Here is an 18,694-nt window from a genome sequence, read left to right as displayed (position 1 = left end):
CCGGGCCCGCCGCGCCCGACAGAATCCCCGCGGAAGGTTCCGGCTCGGGACCTCGTGAATCGAGACGTGGGCAGGATGGCGATCGGGTGACGCAGGCGCCGAGCGTGGTCGCGAGCGCGGACAGCGCCGTAACCGCGCGGATCAGCGGCCGGGTGCGGCGGGGGCCGGACGGCTCACGCGTGCGCGGGGCGGGGGTGCGGCTGCTGTCGCTCGGGGTCTTCGTGACGCTGTGGTGGGCGGTCTGCGCCGCGAAACTCGTGGACGCGCAATTCCTTCCGGCTCCCGGAGCGGTCTGGGACGCCTTCGTGCGGGCCAACAGCTGGCACGAGCTCGCGCCGGGGGTGCCGCGCGAGGTGCGCGGCGAGCAGAACTACTTCCTGTGGGAGCACCTGGTGGCGAGTCTGCAGCGCATCGGCATCGGCGCGGGGGCGGCGGTGCTGCTCGGCCCGCCGGTCGGTTTCGTGCTCGGCGGCTCCCGGCTGGTGAGCGCGATCGTGGAGCCGTATCTGAACTTCCTGCGCATGCTGCCCCCGCTCGGCTACATCGGCCTGCTGATCGTGTGGTTCGGCATCGGCGACACCTCCAAGGATTGGCTGCTGTTCCTGGCCGCCTTCCCGCCCATCGTGATCGCGACCATGTCCGGCGTGCAGGGTGTTTCGGCCGATCGGATCAACGCCGCGCGGTCCCTGGGCGCGAATCGGCGGCAGGTGATCACGCGGGTGCTGCTGCCCGCCACCCTGCCCGAGGTGATCGGCGGCATCCGGGTGGCGGTCGGGTTCGCCTGGACGACGGTCGTGGCCGCCGAGCTCAACAACGGCATCCCCGGTATCGGCGGACTCGCGTATCTGGCCGGGCAGCAACTCAATACGCCGCTGACCGTGGCCTGCATCATCGTCATCGGACTCACCGCGCTTGCCCTGGACGCGGTGATCAAACAGGTCGGCGCCCTGGCCGTCCCCTGGAAAGGTTTGGCATGAACCGCACTCTCACCGCACTGGCCCTGGCCGGCGCGCTCACCCTGGCCCTGACCGGATGCGTCGAATCCGATCGCACGGACTCCGCGCGCGGCGCCGGGGACGCGGTGGCCTGCCCGGTCGCGGTGGACGAAAGCTTCACCGGCACCGTACGACTGGGCTATCAGGACATCCCGAACGGCGATCTGATCGTCAAGGACACCGGGCTGTTGCAGACCTGCCTGCCCAAGGCCACCATCACCTGGTCCAAGTTCGCCTCGGGGGCCACGGTCATCCAGGCGTTCGGCGCGAACTCCATCGACCTGGCGCTGCTCGGCAGCGCCGCGGTGGCGCGGGCGGTGTCGGCGCCGCTGAACCTCGACGTGAAGACGGTCTGGATCCACGATGTGATCGGCGCGGCGGAATCGCTGGCGGTCAAGGATCCGGCCGTCACCACGGTGGCGGGCCTGCGCGGGAAGAAGATCGCGGTCCCGTTCGCCAGCACCTCGCACTACAGCCTGCTCGCGGCGCTCACCGCGGCGGGGATCGAACGCGATGTGACGCTGGTGAATCTGGCCCCGGACGCGATCCTGGGAGCGTGGCAGGGCGGCGGGATCGACGCCGCCTTCGTCTGGGATCCGACCCTGAGCCGGTTGCTGGAGAACGGGCACACCGTGACCACCGCGGCCGACACCGCGAAGGCGGGCAAGCCGACCTTCGATCTGGCCGGGGCGCGCGGCGAATTCGTCGCCGCCAACCCGAAGTTCCTGGCGGTGTGGACCGCGGCGCAGAACTGGGCGGTGCAGCAGATCACGCAAGATCCACAGGGCGCGGCCACGCATATCGCCGCGCAACTGGGGATTTCGGTCGACGAGGTGCGTAAGCAGTTGGGCGGCTACGTGTTCCTCGACGCCGCCGCGCAGGCCGGCAAACCCTACCTGGGCGGGCAGCTCGGCGCCGATCTGCAGGGCTCCGCGCAATTCCTGTTGAGCCAGGGCGAGATTCAGGGGCTGGCCGCGCCGGAGAAGTACACGGCCGCGGTGTACGCCGACGCGGCCGCCGGGGTGAGCGCCAAGTGAGTTCGGCGCTCGATCTGCGTGATCGGGTCGTATTGACCGATGTGTCGAAGACCTACGCGAGCGCGAACGGGCCGACCCTCGCGCTCGCGCCCACCGATCTGGTGATCGAGCCCGGTGAGTTCGTGAGCGTGGTCGGGCCGTCCGGTTGCGGCAAGACCACGCTGTTGCAACTGCTCGGCGGGTTCCTGACCCCGACCACCGGCGATCTGCTGGTCGGCCCGGACCGCGTCGCGGGCCCGAGCCCCGAGCGCGGGGTGGTCTTCCAGTCCCCCACCCTCTACCCCTGGCTGTCGGTGCGCGGCAACATCGAGTTCGGGCCGCGGTGCCGGGGTGTGGACCGCAAGACCCGCCGGGCCGAGGCCGAACGGCTGCTGGCACTGGTCGGCCTGGGCCCCGAGGTCGGCGGACAGCGGCCCTACCAGCTGTCCGGCGGCATGCAGCAGCGGGCGCAGATCGCCCGCGTGCTGATCAACGATCCGCGAATCATCCTGATGGACGAGCCGTTCGGGGCGCTGGATCAGCTGACCCGGGAGCGGTTGCAGGTGGAACTGCTGCGACTGTGGCGGCAGGCCGGCAAGACCATCGTGTTCGTGACGCACTCGGTCGAGGAGGCGGTGTTCCTGTCCACCCGCGTGCTGGTGATGAGCGCGCGGCCCGGCCGGATCATCGTTGACCGGCGGATCGAGCTGCCCGGGGATTCGCCCGACCGGCCCCGCGCGCAGGCGGTGACCGCGACCCCGGAGTTCCAGGCACTCAAATCGGAACTGGCGCAGGCGATCTACGACGCGCACGCCTGACGTCCACGCTGGTGAGCGGCCCGGGCGGGGCACCGCGCGGCGGGCAATCGCCGAGCGAAGAAGCGCGTTGCCCAGCAAAACCGTACTTCCGGGACATCGTGCACATCATCCGGCCCGGAGTGGGTACAACGGAATGGTGACCGCAAGAAAGCCCTGGGCTGTGCTCGCGTCAGTCATAGCCGCCGCTGCCATCGCCGTTCCGACCGCCACGGCGGCCCCACCGGCGGGGGTGGTCGCCGAAGTGCCCGCGGGCGAGCAGATTTCCCGCCTGGACGTCTACTCGCCCGCCATGAATCAGGTCATCTCCAACCGGGTGATCCCCGCGGCCGGCGGCGGCCCGGCGCCGACGCTGTACCTGCTCACCGGAGCCGGCGGCGGCGAGGACGGCATCTCCTGGTGGAACGACACCGATGTCCGGCGGTTCTTCGCCGACAAGAACGTCAACGTGGTGCTCCCGACCGGCGGGGCGTACAGCCTGTACACCGACTGGATCGCCGACGACCCGATCGCCGGGCGCAACAAGTGGCAGACCTACCTCACACGGGAACTGCCCGCGGCGGTCGACTCGCACTTCGCGACCACCGGCCGCAATGCCGTGGCGGGCGTGTCCATGAGTGCGGGCTCGGCGCTCGACCTGGCCATTCAGGCGCCCGAGGTCTACGACGCCGTCGCCTCCTACAGCGGCTGCCCGTGGTCCTCGGACGCCGCCGGGGTGGCCATGGCCGCGGCCATCGTGCTGCGCGGCGGGGGCAATCCGGGCAACATGTGGGGCGTGCCCGGCAACGAGGTGTGGCGCGCGCACGACCCGTACCTGCACGCGGACCGGCTCGCGGGCAAGACCGTCTACCTCTCCGCCGCCACGGGGCAGCCCGGGGCGATCGATCGCGGCGGACTCCCCGCGCCGCTCGTCGAGGCCATCGCCAACTCCTGCACCGGGGCCTACGCGAGTCATCTGGCCCGGACCGGCATCCATTCGATCTACGTCCATCGCCCGGAGGGCGCGCACACCTGGGGGCAGTTCGAAACGGATCTGCACGAGTCGTGGCCGCACCTGGCCCGGGCCATCGGCGCGTGAGCGTTGTCTCCCGGGCAGGCCGTCAGCCGCCCAGGTAGGCGCGTTCGACCCGCTCGGGATCGTCGCGGAATGCCGCGGCGGTGTCCTGGTCCGCGATGTGGCCGTGAACCAGGATCGCGGCGCGATCGGCGACACCGAGCGCCAGGTGCACGTGTTGCTCGACCAGCAGCACGCTCAACTGCTCCTCGGTCGTGAGGGTGCGCAGTACGTCGAGGATCTCGGTGACGATGACCGGGGCCAGTCCCATGCTCAATTCGTCGATGAGCAGGACCTTCGGCCGCTGCAGCAGGGCGCGGCCGATGGCGAGCATCTGCTGCTCGCCGCCCGAGAGCTTGCCGGCCGCCACCCCGAGCCGCTTCTCCAGCGCCGGAAAGTATTTCAGGACCTCGTCCACGCCGCTGCGCCGGCGCGCCCGCTCGGCGATCGCCAACTGCAGGTTCTGCCGGGTGGTCAGCCAGCGGAACAGCGCGCGATCGTCGGGCACGAGAACCATTCCCGCGCGGACGGTCTCGCGCGGACGCCCGCTGCCGATTCCGCTCCCGGCGACCAGCACCTCACCGCCCTCGCGGGGCACGAGCCCGGACAACGCCATGAGCAACGTCGTCTTCCCGGCCCCGTTCGGCCCGAGCAGGCAGGTGATCTCCCCCGCCGTCAGCCGCAGGTCCACGTCCCGCACACACGGCCGCTGCTTCACGTACCCGGCCGAGAGTCCCCGGCACTCCATGGCGACACTCACCGCGACGCCTCCTTCTCGGCCGTTGCGCCGCTGCGTGATTCGGGTTCCATCGCGGCACCGATCGCATCGCCGGACTCCGGTTCCGGGTGCGGATCGCCGGTCTCGCCGGACGCCGATGTCTCGCCGGGGACGAGCCCGGCGGCAGCGGGAGGATCGGCGGGCATTGTGGAGTCGGCGTGCGCGGATTGTTCCGGCGTGACCGGCTTTTCGACGGTTGTGTCTTCGGTAGCGGCCGATGGGTTCGCAGCCCTGGGCGATTCCGGGACCTCCGCCGGCAGGCCCAGGTAGGCGCGCCGCACGTCCGGGTGGGCGCGGATCTCGTCGGGGGTGCCGGTGGCGATCACCGCGCCGAGGTCCAGGACGATGACGCGGTCGCAGATGCCCAGAACCAGTTCCATGTCGTGATCGACCAGGAGGATGGCGGTCCCGCTGTCGCGGACCGAGCGCAATTTCTCACCGAGCCAGCGACTTTCGCCGTGGTCGAGGCCGGCGGCGGGTTCGTCGAGCAGGGCGACCTTGGGTTCGGCGGCCAGGACCCGGGCCATGGATACCAGTTGGCGCTGGCCCTGCGAGAGCGAAGCCGCTTCGCGATCGGCGAGCTCGTCCAGGCCGAGGACCGCGAGCGTCCGTGAAACACGCTGGGCGACGGGAAGTTCCGAATGCGAGCGGGCGGCGCCGACGCGCACGTTCTCCGCCACCGTCAGGTCGTCGTACAGCTCCACGTCCTGGAAGCTGCGCCCGAGCCCGGCGCGACTGCGCTGATGCGGCGCTCGGCCGTCGATCCGCACGCCCGCCAGCCGCACCGAACCGGTCGCGGTCGCGAATCCGGTGACGGCGTCGATGACGGTCGTCTTGCCCGCGCCGTTGGGCCCGATCAGACCGACGATCTCACCCGGTCGGACTTCGAAGCCGACGTCGGTCGCGGCCTGCACCGCACCGTAGTTCACGCTCACCCCGGACACGGCGAAGACCGGCTCGGCCGCGTCCACCGGCCCGGGAACGACCGTCTCCGGCGCGGTGTCGAGCGGTGTTCCGCCGCCGCCCACCGCCTTGCGCGCGGGCCAGGGCAGGCGGGGCAGTTTGGCGGCGATGCCGTCGGGGTTGGTCATGACCGTCACGATGAGCAGCACGCCGCTGGTCACCGCGTAATAGTCTCCGGCGCCGAGGAATCGGTCGACCAGCAGGTAGAGCACGCCACCGGGGGCCATGATGCCGGCCAGTATCGCGCCGGTGATCGAGGTGATGCCCGCGACGTAGATGATCGCGAACAGCGAGATGCCGAGGAAGACCGTGAACGGTTCCGGCGTCGCCACGCCGTGCTGATAGCCCAGCAGCGATCCACACAGGCCGGCGATGAACGCGCCGATCGCGAAGGCCAGCAACTTGGTTCGCGAAACATCGATTCCGGCGGCCGCGGCCGAACGCTCGTTGGCCCGCACCGCGAGCATGTCGGTGCCGAGCCGGCTGCGGCGCAGCCACGCGACCCCGAGCCCCACGACGGTGAGCACCCCGAGGCACAGCAGCGCGAAGGCCATGCGCGGATAGGCCTCACCCGCACCGATTCCCAGGTCGATGCCGAACAGGCGCGGGGTGTCCACGCGCGCCCCATCCACGCCGCCGTTCAACTCGGAGTTGCGGAACCAGAAGGCCTCGACGAACACCGCCAGCGCCAGGGTCACCACCGTCAGCGGCAACCCGCGCACCCGCAGCGCGGGCAGCCCGACCACCACGCCGACGAAGGTGGCGAACAGCGCCGCGAGGATCGGCGCGAACGGAAACGGAACGCCCAGATGCAGATTCAGCACGCTCACCGCGTAGGCCGCGACCCCGGCCAGGGTGAGCTGGGCGAGCGAGATCTGCCCGGCGTACCCGGTGATGACCACCTGGGAAAGCCCGAGAACGGCGAAGATTATGCTGCTGACGATGGCGGCGCGGTAGCTGCCGGTGGTCGCCAGCAGCGCGATGATCACCACCGCCAGCGAGATCAGGACCGGGATCGCGATGGCGTCGGGCCGGGGCGCGCGGCCGAGCGTCTTGCGCACCACGCTGCCGCGATCGGGCAGCGGCCGCCCCTTGAACACCAGGAATCCCAGGATCAGCAGCAGCGAGATGGCCTCGGCCATACCGGATTTGGGAACCCAGTCGTAGAGGGACTGCAGGTTGGTGGATTCGGCCTGCAGCGCCCCGATCGCGATACCCGCCGCCACCGTGAGTGCGATCGAATTGAAGTTGCCGACCAGGGTCGCCGCCAGCGCCGGCACGATGAACAGCGAATAGGCGACCGGGTTGAGCGCCACCAGCGGTGCGATGAGGATGCCGCTCAGGCCCGCGACCACCGAGGACAGCGCCCAGTTGCTGAAGGCGATCCGATCGGGTGACAGGCCGGTGAGGTAGGCGCCCTTCTCCGATTCGGCCGCGGCCTCGGTCGCGACGCCGAAGCGGGTGAGGCGGAAGATCGCCAGCGCCACCAGGGCGATCACCACGACCGCCACCGCCAGCCAGATCCGATCGGTGGGCACCTTGCGGTCGCCGATCGCGAAGGTGTCGAGCTTGAAGATCGGCTCCACCGAGATCAGCCCGGTGCCCACGCGCTGGGCGATGAGCGCCTGGATGACGATCATCAGGCCGATCGAGGCGACGGCCTTGGCGACCACCGGCGCATCGCGCAGCGGCCGGAATATCAGTGCGTAACAGAGCACGCCGAGAACGGCGGCCACAACCAGGGAGATCGCCACGGCGGGGCCCACGCCCAGGCGCTGCCCGACATCGATCGTCTTGGGCAGACCCGGTATGGGGACCATGAATTCACCGGTCCGCAGCAGGGCGTAGGTGTACGCGGTGTAGAGCGCGATGGTGCCCGTCGCGAAATTCACGACACCCGAACTCTTGAACGTCATCACGAGCGCGAGTCCGAGCGCCGCGTACACCGCCCCGTTGCCCAGACCGAGCACGAGGAAGAAAACATGGTCTGTCATGGCGAATCTCTCTGGCTGAAGCCCTGCTGTAAACCCTTCGCGCGCTGGTTATCCCGCGAGCTTGAGGTTGACGGCCACACCCTTGTCGTTGATCTCGCCGTACATCATCTGGCGCGAGCAGATCGAGGCCATCATGGGCGCCGCGCTGCCGTCGCAGGTGAAGGTAATGCCGCCGCCCGCGGGCATCTCGACATTGCGCGCGGACTTGAGCGCGGTCTTGATGGCGTCCGGGGTGATATCGCCCTGGATGCCGGCGCCCGCCTTCACCAGCGCCATGACGACCTGGTAGCCGGAGGCCGCCATGCCGGTCACGTGGGTGTCGGGTGCGTACTCCTGCAGCACGCTGCGGTACAGCACCGAATCCGGGCGGTCGGACAGGTAGTCGGTGCCGGTGACGCCGATGCTGCCGACCACCGCGTCCATGCCGATGATCTTGGTGACGGCGGGGTCCAGGCAGACCGGGATGAAGACCTTCTTCACCGCGGGGTCGGTGGTCTGGATCGCCTTGAACACCGAGCTACAGGTGGCGGCGTCGGCCACCACGCTCACACCCTCGGGCTTGCTCGCCAGGCCCGAGGTGACCAGCGGGGTCGGATCCGGCACGCCGAGCGGGATCGGCACGACCTTCAGTTCGATGCCGGCGCCCTTGAAGATCGGCGCGCCCATGGCGTTGATGATCGCGCCCGCGCCGCCGCCATCACTGGCGAAGATGGTGAACGTCTTCAGGTTCTGCGACTTGGCCGCCGCGGTCATCGCGGTCAGCATGCCGGGCAGGCCCGCGGACAGCGCCGAGGAGCCCGGCGAGGTCAGCTCGGCCGCGGAGACGCCGCTGAGGGTGATGTAGGGGATGTTCGCGCCCGCGGCGATGGGAACGACGGTTCCGCCCTGGGAGGTGCCCGCCGCCAGCACCGCGCTGACCTTCTTCTCCACCAATTCGTTGGCGCACTTGGTCGCCGAGGTCGGCTCCTCCTGCTGCTTGCAGACGATGAGCTCGATCGGGCGGCCCGCGAATCCGCCGCCGTTCTTGTTGACGTACTGCACGGCGGCTTCGGCGCCGGCGCGAATCTCCGGGAGCGAGACGACGGCGCCGCCTTCGGTCGAGACGAACCCGATCTTCACCGGATCGCCCTTCGCCGGGTTGCTCGTCAGCGACGTGGTCGCCGCGCCCGCAACGGGATTGTTCGCGTCCGATCCCTCATCGCCCGCGCATCCCGTCGCCGCGAGTGCCGTGAACAGCACCAGGGCGCTCACCGCCGAGAAAGTCCGTCTGCGACGCCGAAGTACACCGTTTTGCATTTGTCCGAGCTCTCCTTCTACACCAGCAAGGGCCTGGTGTTCTGCGACACACTAGAGGGCGGCGGTAATCTGCACCACTTATCGAGTAAGCCGTCGCACTTACCCGTCGGTAGCCTGCGCGCTCGTGTGCCGCGGTCGCGGGTATCGCGCGGCATCGGCCGAATTCGCCGATGCCCGAAGATCTTCCGGATATGCTCGCCGGGGACGCCGACCAGTGGGAGGGAAACACACTGGACACCCTGTGGAGCTTTGTCGTCGATCACCGCCGTCAATTACTGATGGACGGATACCTGCACGTCTCGGCGGTCGTGCAGTCGGTTCTGATCGCGACGCTCCTCGCCGTGGCGCTCGGCGTGCTGGTGTATCGCAGTCCACTCGGTTCGGCCGCGGCCACCGCGACGGCCAGCATCATTCTGACCGTGCCGTCGTTCGCGCTGCTCGGTCTACTCATACCGTTCATGGGTCTCGGCGTGCCGCCGACGATCACCGCGCTGGTGCTGTACGCGCTGCTGCCCATTCTGCGCAATACGATCGTCGGGCTGGCGGCGGTCGATCCGGCGGTGTCCGATGCCGCGCGCGGAGTCGGCATGAATCGCGCGCGCGTCCTGACCCGTATCGAATTGCCGCTGGCCTGGCCCGCCATTCTCGCCGGAATGCGCACCAGCACAGCGCTGATCATGGGCATTCTCGCCATCGCCGCCTACGCCAAAGGGCCCGGGCTCGGCAATCTCATCTTCTCCGGGCTCTCGCGCGTGGGCAGCCCGAACGCCGTGCCGCAGGCGCTGGCGGGCACGGTGCTCATCGTGGTGCTCGCGCTGGTGCTGGATGGATTGCTCGTGCTCGTCGGCCGATTCACCGTCCCCGGGAGCGTCCGTGACTGAAACCAGAGCCGTGTCCGGCGCCGAGATAGTGCTGGACGAGGTGACCAAACACTATCCGGGACAGGCCGATCCGGCGGTGCAGCGGATATCGATGGTCATTCCCGCCGGGGAGATCGTGGTGCTGGTCGGGCCGTCCGGGTGCGGGAAGACGACCACGATGCGGATGATCAACCGGCTCATCGAGCCGTCGTCCGGGGCCATCACCATCGACGGGCGCGACGTGCTCGGCATGAACCCCGACCAGTTGCGGCGCGGCATCGGGTATTCGATTCAGCAGGCGGGGCTGTTCCCGCATCTGTCGGTCGCCAAGAACGTGGCGACGGTGCCCGGGCTGATCGGCTGGGATCGGCGGCGGGTCGCCGCGCGGGTGGACGAGATGCTCGACCTGGTCGGGCTGGATCCCGATACGTTCCGGGACAGGTATCCGCGGCAGTTGTCCGGCGGGCAACAGCAGCGCGTGGGTGTGGCCCGGGCGCTCGCCGCCGATCCGCCGGTGCTGCTCATGGACGAGCCGTTCGGGGCCGTGGACCCCATCACCCGTGGGCTGCTCCAGGACGAATTGCTGCGTTTGCAGGCGGAATTGGGCAAGACGATCGTCTTCGTGACTCACGATTTCAACGAGGCGGTGAAGCTCGGGGATCGCATCGCGGTGCTGGGCGAGGGTTCGCGCATCCTCCAGTACGACACCCCGGCCGCGATTCTGGCCGATCCGGCGGACGACACCGTCGCCGGGTTCGTCGGCTCGGACGCGGGGCTCAAGCAGCTGACCCTGACCAGGGTGCGGGATGTGCCGCTCGGGGACTGTCCGGTCGCGGTGGAATCGGATGCGGTGCGGTCACTTCGGGATGCCGTCGACGCCGGGGCGCAGGACCGGGGGCTCGTGCTGGACGACGTGCGGCGGCCGCTGCGCTGGGTGACGCGGGAGCAGCTCGCGCACGCGGATTCGCTGCGCACGACCGGGACGCCGGTGGACGGCAAGGTTGCACTGGAATCGACGCTGCAGCAGGCGCTCGAATCGCTGCTGGCCCAGAGCAATGCCACCGCGGTAGTCACCGGGAGCGAGGGCGAGTACGCGGGTCTGATCACCATCGACACGCTGGTCACGCATCTGTCCGCGATGCGAAACACGCACGGGCGCACCGGCGGCGGCCGATGACCAGCGCACCGGAACGGCAGGCGGATCGCATCCGGCTGATCGCCCAGCCGGTGCTGGCGCTCGCCCTCGGTGCGGGAGTGCTGACCTGGGCGTTCGCGCGGGACCTCACGGTGACCCAGCAGGCCAGTCTCACCGCGGGCAATATCACCGCGGTGACGTGGCAGCATATCCGGATCACCGCGACGGTGGTCGCCATCGTCATCGTGATCGCCGTCCCGCTGGGCACCGTGCTGACCAGGCCCGGATTCCGCAGGCTCGCACCGCTGTTCGTCGGCATCGCCAACCTCGGGGCGGCGGCGCCCGCGATCGGGCTCATCGTGCTGTTCTATCTGCTCACCCGGGCGACCGGGTTCTGGACCGGCGTCGCGCCCATCGTGCTGCTGTCCCTGCTGCCGGTGCTGCGCAATACGATCCTGGGCTACCAGCAGGTGGATCCTGCGGTCATTGACGCCGCGCGCGGGCAGGGCATGGGCGCCCCGGCGGTGTTGCGGCGCATCGAGTTTCCGCTCGCGGTGCCGTACATTCTGGCCGGGCTGCGAACCTCGCTCGTGCTGGCGGTGGGAACCGCGACGCTCTCGTTCCTGGTGAGCGCGGGCGGGCTGGGGATTCTCATCGACACCGGATACAAGCTGCGCGACAACGTCACGCTGTGGGTGGGCGCGCTGCTGGCGGTGGCGCTGGCGCTGCTCATCGACTGGCTGGGCGCGCTGGCCGAGCGATATCTCGAACCCAAGGGGCTGCGATGAGGGGCAGAATCCGGCGCAGCTGTGCGGCATTGGCGGCCGCGGTCGGGATGCTGCTGGTGGCGTCGTGCGGACTGGAAGCGGGCAGTTCCATGCCGCTGCAGGTCGGGCCGGGCAGTATCCGGCCGGTGCCGGAGCTGGACGGCGTGCGAATCACGGTGGGATCCAAGGATTTCACCGAGCAGAACGTGCTGGGCTACATCATCGGGTTCGCGTTGAGCGCGGCCGGGGCGCAGGTGCGGGATCTGACCAACATCGTCGGATCGAACAGCCTGCGGGACGCGCAACTGCTCGGGCAGGTCGACATAGCCTACGACTACACCGGAACCGGGTGGATCAACTACCTCGGCAACGAGAACCCGGTGCCCGGCTCGGACGCGCAGTTCGCGGCGGTCCGCGACGCCGACCTCGCCGAGAACGACATGGTGTGGGCCGCGATGGCGCCGCTGAACAACACCTACGCGCTGGTCGCCAACCCGCGCACGGCGGCCGAGAAGAAGATCTCCACCCTGTCCGACTACGCCGCGCTGGCCGCCGCCGATCCGAGCGCCGCCGCCACCTGCGTCGGCACCGAGTTCAATGTCCGCCAGGACGGTTACCCGGGCATGGCGCGCAAGTACGGCATCGACGCGGGTGCGGTCCCGAAGCAGATAGTCACCGACGCCCTCGTCTACCAGGTGACCGCCGATGGAACCCAGTGCCGCTTCGGCTCGGTGGCGGCCACCGACGGCCGCATCCCCGCCCTGGATCTGAAGCTGCTGCCCGACGACCGCGGCTTCTTCCCCCAGTACAACGCCGCCCTGGTGATGCGGAACGATTTCGCGTCCGCCCATCCCGCGATAGTGCCCCTGCTGGAACCGATCTCGGCCCGCCTGACCAACGAGTCCATCACCCAGCTCAATCGCGAGGTGGACATCGACGGCCGCGAACCCGCCCGCGTGGCGCGCGACTGGCTCGTCGCCGAGGGGTTCGTCACCGCGCGGTAGGAACCGGCGCGGCGAGATCACGGCGCCGAACCACCACCAGCCCGGTCAGTGTGACGTAGAGGTCCCCGCGCCGTCGGATCTCGGGCGGAACGCTGTCGCCGGCCCCGAGCAGGTCGCGTACGGTCGGCGGCGCACCGTCCACGCCACGAATCTGAGCGAGCCCGCACAGGTGTTGTCCCAGCGTGGCTCCGGTCAATGCGGGCAGCGCCACCAGTTGCAGGGGCATCAGGGTCCAGAACGCGATACCGGCACCGATCTCGAAGCCACCACCGGCGAGTGAAGCCACCCACGCACCGAGGAGCGGCGTCACGATCATGATCGCGACGAAGTCGATGACGCTGGAGGTCACTTTTCGCCGGTCCCGATCCGAGGGGTATCGCGGATCACCGTCTGCACCATGGTATTCCGGTGCTCCAGCGGGGCTGCCATCCGCGCTCGGCTCCCTGGCGGCGCGATAGGCGACCAGATCCCGCCGCCGCACCACCACGAGATGCGGTGCCAGGGAATGAATCCCGCGAATGCGGAACGGCGACCCCCGATGTCGCGCGATGGCCCGCCCGGTGTCCCGGACCCGCGCCCGGCCCGCGTCCCGGCAGCGAATCACCGCGAGCCCGCACACCACCTGCCCGGGGCTGCCGCCCACCCAACTCGGCAGCAGAAAGAACAGCACGAACGCAACGACCGGAACCACGAAGTACGCCAGCGGAGCCTGTGATGGGCCCCCGAGAACCACCTGCGCCCAGGTGACTCCCGCCGCCACCGCACCGAGCACGATGATGTCGATGAACGCGGCCAGCACACTCCGTATCCGTCGCGTCGATGGAAACCTCGAATCGGCCGGATCGCCCAGGTAGCCCGGCTTCCGCTCCGCCGTACCGCGTTGCGGCCCCCCGCTGCGAATCATCGCGCCATCATGGCACAGGTTGTCGGCTCGTTTCGACCGTGCCGTGCCCGCCGGCACCCGCCGCCACTGCATCGGCCCAGGTGGGGAAACCGCGTCGAACACGGACCAAACCGCAAGGGTGGGCACCGCGAACCCCTGTGCTGTCACGACTTTTGACTATCGGTCCAGCGGAAGGGACAGCGGATGAGAGCGGTGCGATCTACGGCGTTGGGGCGGTTGCGGTGGGTGGTGGCCCTGGTGGTGGCGGCCGGGGGCGTTGTCGCCGGCGGCGGTCAGAGCGGGGCCGCGCCCGAGGTCGCGGGGGTGGTGTCCGTGCAGGCGATCAATGATCGGGAGGACCTGGTCCAGGTGTTCTCGCCCGCCATGGGTACGGCGGTGCCGGTGCGGGTGGTCAAGGCGACCGGGGCCGGACGGCCGACGTTGTACCTGCTCAATGGGTCCCGGGGCGGGCCGGAAGAGAGCGGGTGGGACGCGCAGACCGATGCGCTGACGTTCCTGCGGGACAAGGATGTCAACGTCGTCAACCCGATGGGCGGGAGCAGCTCGTACTACACCGATTGGGTGCGAGCGGATCCGGTGCTCGGGGTCAACAAGTGGCAGACGTTCCTGACGAGCGAGTTGCCGCCGGTGATCGAAGGACTGCTGGGGGCCAACGGAACCCGTGCGCTGGCGGGGGTGTCCATGAGCGGGACGTCGGTGTTGAACCTGGCCATCGCGGCGCCGGGCTTCTGGCGCGGGGTGGCCTCGTACAGCGGATGCGCGCAGACCTCGGATCCGATCGGGCAGCAGTACGTCCGGATCACCGTGGAGAACTGGGGCGGCGGGCGCAGCGTCGAGAACATGTGGGGGCCGCTCGACGGACCGCTGTGGCGCGCCAACGATCCGCTGGTGAACGCGGATCGGTTGCGCGGCACCGCCATCTACCTGAGCTCGGGCACCGGGATTCCGGCGGCCCCGCACGACACCCCGGCCGATCGGCGGGTGGCGGAGGGCCGGATTCCCCTGCCCATCCAGGTCACGTTCGGCGGGATCATCGAGGCCGCGGTGCGGCAGTGCACGACCAACCTCACCAACCGGCTGAACGAGCTGTCCATCCCGGTGACGGTCGACGAACGACCGGTGGGCACGCATTCCTGGGGTTACTGGGAGGATGACCTGCGCACCTCGTGGCCGTTCCTGGCCGGGTCGCTCGGCCTCGCCTAGGGCACACGCGGCGTTCCGGGCCCGGGAACCGGCGGCGCGAATTGCACGTCAGCGAGCACGGTCCCGAGTTGCTGCTGCAGCCGACCCTGCCGGCGGAGATTCTGACGGCACGGTCACGACGAGAATGAGTTCGCCGCGATCACCCTCCGCGCGAGAGGTTTCCGGCCCGTTCTCGCCGCCGACCGGCAGCTCACGGGCGGTCGGCGGCGGCGATGTGCTCGCGCAGCTGGCGGCGGGAGGAGATCCCGAGCTTCCGGAACACCTTGCGCAGGTGGTAGTCGACGGTGTTGGGGCTGATGAACAGGGTCGCGGCGATCTCGGCGTTCGTCGCACCGGCGGCCGCCAGCGTCGTCACCTGTGACTCCTGCACCGTCAGTTGGACTTTCGGGATCGGCTGATCCTTCGGGGTGGCCTGTTCGCCCAGCGCGGCGAGTTCACGGTTGGCGCGGTCGGCGAACATCGTCACGCCGATGCGCAGGAAACCGTCTCGGGCGAGGCGCAATTGGATCCCTGCGTCCTTCCGCCGGCGTTTGCGGCGCAGCCACTCGCCGTAGAGCAGGTGGGTGCGGTACAGGTCCGAGGGTGTGCTCGTGGCGGCGAGGGTTGCCAGCGCGGACCGGAAATGGGGTTCGGCGGACGGTGTGTCGTCGATCAGGGCGAGGCATCGGCTGCTGACGCCCAGGATCCACGGCGCGCCGCAGGCCGCCGCGAGACCGGCCAGTTCCGCCGCGGCCTCGGCGGCGTCGGCGAGATGACCGCTGCGCACCGCCGCTTCGACGTATTCGGGCAGATAACGCGGGCCGGTGTGCAGAAACGCGTTGTGCCGCAGCGCTCTCAGGTGCTCGAGCGCGGCATCGTAGCGGCCGTCGGCGAGGTCGCGGATCGCCAGACCGTGCACGGTCGCGGAGTGCACCCCGGCGAGTCCAACGACCAGCGCGGCGTCGGCGAGCTGCTCCACCTGCTCGTAGGGTGCGCCGGTCCAGGCCAGATACGAGCCGTTGATGACATGCTCGGCGGGATAGCCCATGGCCCTGCGGGTTTCACGGACTCGCTCGATGGCCTGATCGGCCGCGCGGATGTCGCCGCGCTCCACGTCGGTCAGCGACCGGATCCACAGGTAGCTGTCGAGTGCCTTGAGCGCACCGTGCGCGACCGCGACTCGCTCACCCCGCGCGAGGTGGAGGTCGCGGGCACGCTCGTCCCAGAGCGCGGTGGTGAGCGCGACCCCGGTGGAGCCGAAGAGCAGGAAGCGGGCGTCGTCGAGCTCCGCGATGGCGGCGACCGCGGCCCGCATCGGCGCGACGGCCTCGGGGTACGGATCGAGGATGAGTGCGGCGAGTGCGGACAGAACCGTGGTGAGAACGCCGGGCCCGGTGGCGGCCGCCCGCATCCGCTCCCCCAGCTCGGTGGATGTCGTTCCGCGCATGAGCCTTTCCACCGGCAGGGCCGCCTCGAACGCGCGCAGGAGAGCGAGTTGTTCGAGGTGCGGGTCACGACCGTGGAAGAGCTCCGCCGCCTGTTTCAGATGCAGGGGCGCGAGCGGCATCTGCTGTGCGTCTATGAGGAAGGTCGCCAGCGACGCGCGCAGCATCAGACGGCGCCCGGCGGCCACCGCGTCCGCGTCGGTCATCGAATCCGTTCGGCCGGTGCCTACTTCGAGCGCGCTCGGCCCGGTCGAACCGGTCGTGTGGACGGTCGCCGTAGACCGGCCGACGTCCCCGCTGTCCGGTGCGCCGCCATCGGCTCCCGTGGCACCGATTCCCGAGGCAGGCGCCTCGGATGCTCCGGTTCCCTCGATCCGTTCCAGGAGGTCCAGGGCAAGATAGCCGGCTCCCGCCTCGGCGGCCGCTTCGGCGGCGTCGAGCAGATGCCCGTGCCGCGTCTCGGGATCGGTGGCGAGTTCGGCGGCCTTGCACAGCAGACTGGTACGGGAGATCGAACCGCCGCGCTGGGCGGCCCGTTCGGCCGCCGCGACCAGGAGCGCGGCGACCCGGTCGTCCCGGCGGGCAGCGGCTTCGGCGGCGTGCCAGGCGTGGATGTCGTCGAGGCCCCGCAGCTCGGCCGCCCGCGCCAGGGCGGCGTGCACCCGCCGCCGATCGGCCGCGGGCGCGGCGCCGTAGACCGCGGCGCGCACGAGCGGATGCCGGAAGCGCGCGGTGCCGTCGATGATCACCAGACCCGCCGAATCGGCTGCCTCCCCGGCATTGTCGGGAATCGAGAGCAGAGCGCCCGCCGCGTCGACCAGTTCCAGGTCCCCGGTGGCCTCCGCGGCGGCCACCAGGAGCCAGTCCTGGGCGTCCGGCGGCAGCGCGCGCACCTGACGCTGATAGAGCTGCTCGAGCCGGTGCCCCGCGCCGACCGGGTGCGGGGCGAAAGAGGAGTCCGCGAGTTTCCTGGCATCGAACTCGTGCGCGAGATCGGTCAGCGCCAAGGGATTTCCGCCGACGGCCGCCACGATATCGGCGGCGACGCGCGGGTCGAACCGCACTCCCAGACGCGCGGTGAGCAATTCGATCGCCGTCGCTCGCTCGAGTTCGGCGACCGGGTGGACCGCGATACCCCCGAGATGCACATCCACCTCTGGGTCCGGCCGCGAGGCGAAGAGCACCAGCACCGCGTCCGCGTGCAGGCGACGGGCCGCGAAACCCAAGGCGTCCAGCGATTCCCGGTCGATCCACTGCGCGTCGTCGATGGCGCACAGCACCGGCCGACCGCGTGCGGCCAGCGCGAGCAGACCCAGCAGCGCCTGACCGACGAGGAACCGGTTGGGCACGGGCCCGGTCCGGTGCCCGACCGCCACGCCGAGCGCCTCGCGATGGTGCGCGGGCAGGTCGTCCAGCGGAATGTCCGCGCGCGCGAGCAGCCGCTGCACCCCGGCGTAGGGCAGCGCCTGCTCGACCTCGAACCCGTCCGCCCGCAGCACCCGGAATCCACCGGCCCGCGCGACGGCGGCTTCCACCAGCGCCGTCTTCCCGATCCCCGGCTCCCCCAGCAGCCGCAACGCCTGCCCGACCCGGTTGCGCGCGGCACTGATCCGCCCGCTCAGCTCCTCGAGTTCGGCCACCCGCCCGACGAGCACGCCCTTGTCCCCGGTCACGGTAGCCACACCTGTCGCGAAAGTGGTCGCGCACCGGCAGTCCGGACCGTCGCGCCCCCTCGGCTACGAAGACGCGTCACCACCGACCCGCCACAACCCAATCGCACGTTCATCGGAACCTCACACGCGGAACGGCCATCGAAACGCTCCCTCCGTGTAACTACAGGCCCGGAATGGGAAGCCTAGATCCCGCTGAGCAGCACATTGTGCCAGGAGTGCACGGGTTTGCGCCCGACAGCGCACGAAGGTTTGGATCTCACTGCCTGCGACGCGTCTCCCGGTACGGAGGTCGGCGATGCCCCGCGTATCGCTCGTCGATCATGTTCACCAGTGCTCGTCGGCGACGACAGTTCCCTGGTGGTAGAGGATCGTCCAGTCATCGCCGACGCGTTGCCAGACGGTCAGACGCCGGGTCAGCCGAGCCCGCTGTAGCAGGGTGTAGGTGAGCAAGAAGGTCCCCGGGGCGATCTCACGCAGCTGGAAATCGCCGGTCTCCCAGGAGTCGCGCTCATCGTGGTGCTGCTCGCTGAAGGCTTGCCGTTGTTCGATGGTGGCCCAGACGAAGTCCCGGCTGTAGCGCTGCCCGGAAGCCCCGGTCTCCCAGAAATCCACAGCGGTCACCCACTCGAAGTCCTCGCGCGTCATGTCGGGCCCATGGAAGATCGGTTCCCGACGTGCGAGGTCGTCCAGCAGCGACTGAAGATGCTCTGCGGTGCGTCGATCGGGCTCCGATTCCGGGTATTCCACAGCAGTCATTCGTCCGACCCCACGCGGCAGGAAGTGGTCGCGCCCGCCCCGGTGCGCCGCCGCCCC

General features: G+C 69.8%; 15 protein-coding genes. 9 read left to right on the top strand and 6 right to left on the bottom strand.

Going from position 1 to position 18,694, the window contains the following annotated elements; translation table 11 throughout:
* The first annotated feature begins 86 nt into the window (after positions 1–86).
* The 4 genes from ACWIGI_RS00830 (at position 87) to ACWIGI_RS00815 (ending at position 3,904) form a co-directional block, all read left to right on the top strand.
* A complete protein-coding gene (locus tag ACWIGI_RS00830) occupies positions 87–977 on the top strand; it encodes an ABC transporter permease (RefSeq protein ID WP_454200239.1) in 891 nt (296 codons plus the stop codon).
* Entirely contained in the window at positions 974–2,032 is a 1,059-nt protein-coding gene (locus ACWIGI_RS00825) for a taurine ABC transporter substrate-binding protein (RefSeq protein ID WP_454200238.1), read from the top strand. Before ACWIGI_RS00830 ends, ACWIGI_RS00825 begins: the two co-directional genes overlap by 4 nt.
* On the top strand, positions 2,029–2,829 hold the full coding sequence (locus tag ACWIGI_RS00820; RefSeq protein ID WP_454200237.1) for an ABC transporter ATP-binding protein: 801 nt from the start codon (positions 2,029–2,031) through the stop codon (positions 2,827–2,829). The genes ACWIGI_RS00825 and ACWIGI_RS00820 overlap by 4 nt, the downstream gene beginning before the upstream one ends.
* Before the next feature lie 133 nt (positions 2,830–2,962).
* Positions 2,963–3,904: an alpha/beta hydrolase gene (locus ACWIGI_RS00815; protein WP_454200236.1), complete on the top strand. Its 942-nt coding sequence runs from the start codon at positions 2,963–2,965 to the stop codon at positions 3,902–3,904.
* Positions 3,905–3,926: 22 nt separating this feature from the next.
* Here the strand turns inward: ACWIGI_RS00815 and ACWIGI_RS00810 are convergent, their stop codons facing one another.
* From ACWIGI_RS00810 to ACWIGI_RS00800, 3 genes are read right to left on the bottom strand one after another with little or no spacing between them, the layout of a single operon-like run.
* Complete coding sequence (locus ACWIGI_RS00810) at positions 3,927–4,628, bottom strand: ABC transporter ATP-binding protein (RefSeq protein ID WP_454200587.1); 702 nt, start codon at positions 4,626–4,628, stop codon at positions 3,927–3,929.
* A gap of 8 nt (positions 4,629–4,636) precedes the next feature.
* Positions 4,637–7,615 carry an ABC transporter permease subunit gene (locus ACWIGI_RS00805; RefSeq protein WP_454200235.1) on the bottom strand — a complete coding sequence of 993 codons (2,979 nt, stop codon included), beginning with the start codon at positions 7,613–7,615 and terminating at the stop codon, positions 4,637–4,639.
* 48 nt (positions 7,616–7,663) lie between these two features.
* Positions 7,664–8,866 carry an ABC transporter substrate-binding protein gene (locus ACWIGI_RS00800; protein WP_454200234.1) on the bottom strand — a complete coding sequence of 401 codons (1,203 nt, stop codon included), beginning with the start codon at positions 8,864–8,866 and terminating at the stop codon, positions 7,664–7,666.
* A 275-nt stretch (positions 8,867–9,141) separates the two neighbouring features.
* Between ACWIGI_RS00800 and ACWIGI_RS00795 the strand changes: the two genes are divergently transcribed.
* From ACWIGI_RS00795 to ACWIGI_RS00780, 4 genes are read left to right on the top strand one after another with little or no spacing between them, the layout of a single operon-like run.
* On the top strand, positions 9,142–9,792 hold the full coding sequence (locus ACWIGI_RS00795) for an ABC transporter permease (RefSeq protein WP_454200586.1): 651 nt from the start codon (positions 9,142–9,144) through the stop codon (positions 9,790–9,792).
* On the top strand, positions 9,737–10,948 hold the full coding sequence (locus ACWIGI_RS00790; RefSeq protein WP_454200233.1) for an ABC transporter ATP-binding protein: 1,212 nt from the start codon (positions 9,737–9,739) through the stop codon (positions 10,946–10,948). The genes ACWIGI_RS00795 and ACWIGI_RS00790 overlap by 56 nt, the downstream gene beginning before the upstream one ends.
* A complete protein-coding gene (locus ACWIGI_RS00785) occupies positions 10,945–11,694 on the top strand; it encodes an ABC transporter permease (RefSeq protein ID WP_454200232.1) in 750 nt (249 codons plus the stop codon). The genes ACWIGI_RS00790 and ACWIGI_RS00785 overlap by 4 nt, the downstream gene beginning before the upstream one ends.
* Positions 11,691–12,677 carry a glycine betaine ABC transporter substrate-binding protein gene (locus ACWIGI_RS00780; protein ID WP_454200231.1) on the top strand — a complete coding sequence of 329 codons (987 nt, stop codon included), beginning with the start codon at positions 11,691–11,693 and terminating at the stop codon, positions 12,675–12,677. Before ACWIGI_RS00785 ends, ACWIGI_RS00780 begins: the two co-directional genes overlap by 4 nt.
* Here ACWIGI_RS00780 and ACWIGI_RS00775 read toward each other — a convergent pair.
* Positions 12,664–13,476 carry an RDD family protein gene (locus ACWIGI_RS00775; protein WP_454200230.1) on the bottom strand — a complete coding sequence of 271 codons (813 nt, stop codon included), beginning with the start codon at positions 13,474–13,476 and terminating at the stop codon, positions 12,664–12,666. The two genes, ACWIGI_RS00780 and ACWIGI_RS00775, sit on opposite strands and share 14 nt — an antisense overlap.
* Positions 13,477–13,764: 288 nt before the next feature.
* Here ACWIGI_RS00775 and ACWIGI_RS00770 point away from each other — a divergent pair, with 288 nt between their 5' ends.
* Positions 13,765–14,784: an alpha/beta hydrolase gene (locus ACWIGI_RS00770; protein WP_454200229.1), complete on the top strand. Its 1,020-nt coding sequence runs from the start codon at positions 13,765–13,767 to the stop codon at positions 14,782–14,784.
* 190 nt (positions 14,785–14,974) lie between these two features.
* Here the strand turns inward: ACWIGI_RS00770 and ACWIGI_RS00765 are convergent, their stop codons facing one another.
* Both ACWIGI_RS00765 and ACWIGI_RS00760 read right to left on the bottom strand, forming a co-directional pair.
* Positions 14,975–17,881 (bottom strand): AAA family ATPase, encoded by a 2,907-nt coding sequence (locus tag ACWIGI_RS00765; protein WP_454200228.1) that lies wholly within the window; start codon positions 17,879–17,881, stop codon positions 14,975–14,977.
* A gap of 324 nt (positions 17,882–18,205) precedes the next feature.
* On the bottom strand, positions 18,206–18,637 hold the full coding sequence (locus tag ACWIGI_RS00760) for a nuclear transport factor 2 family protein (protein ID WP_454200227.1): 432 nt from the start codon (positions 18,635–18,637) through the stop codon (positions 18,206–18,208).
* Positions 18,638–18,694 lie beyond the last annotated feature (57 nt).

The sequence above is a fragment of the Nocardia sp. NPDC055321 genome (assembly GCF_053645575.1).
This window is presented reverse-complemented; position numbering and strand designations above follow the sequence as displayed.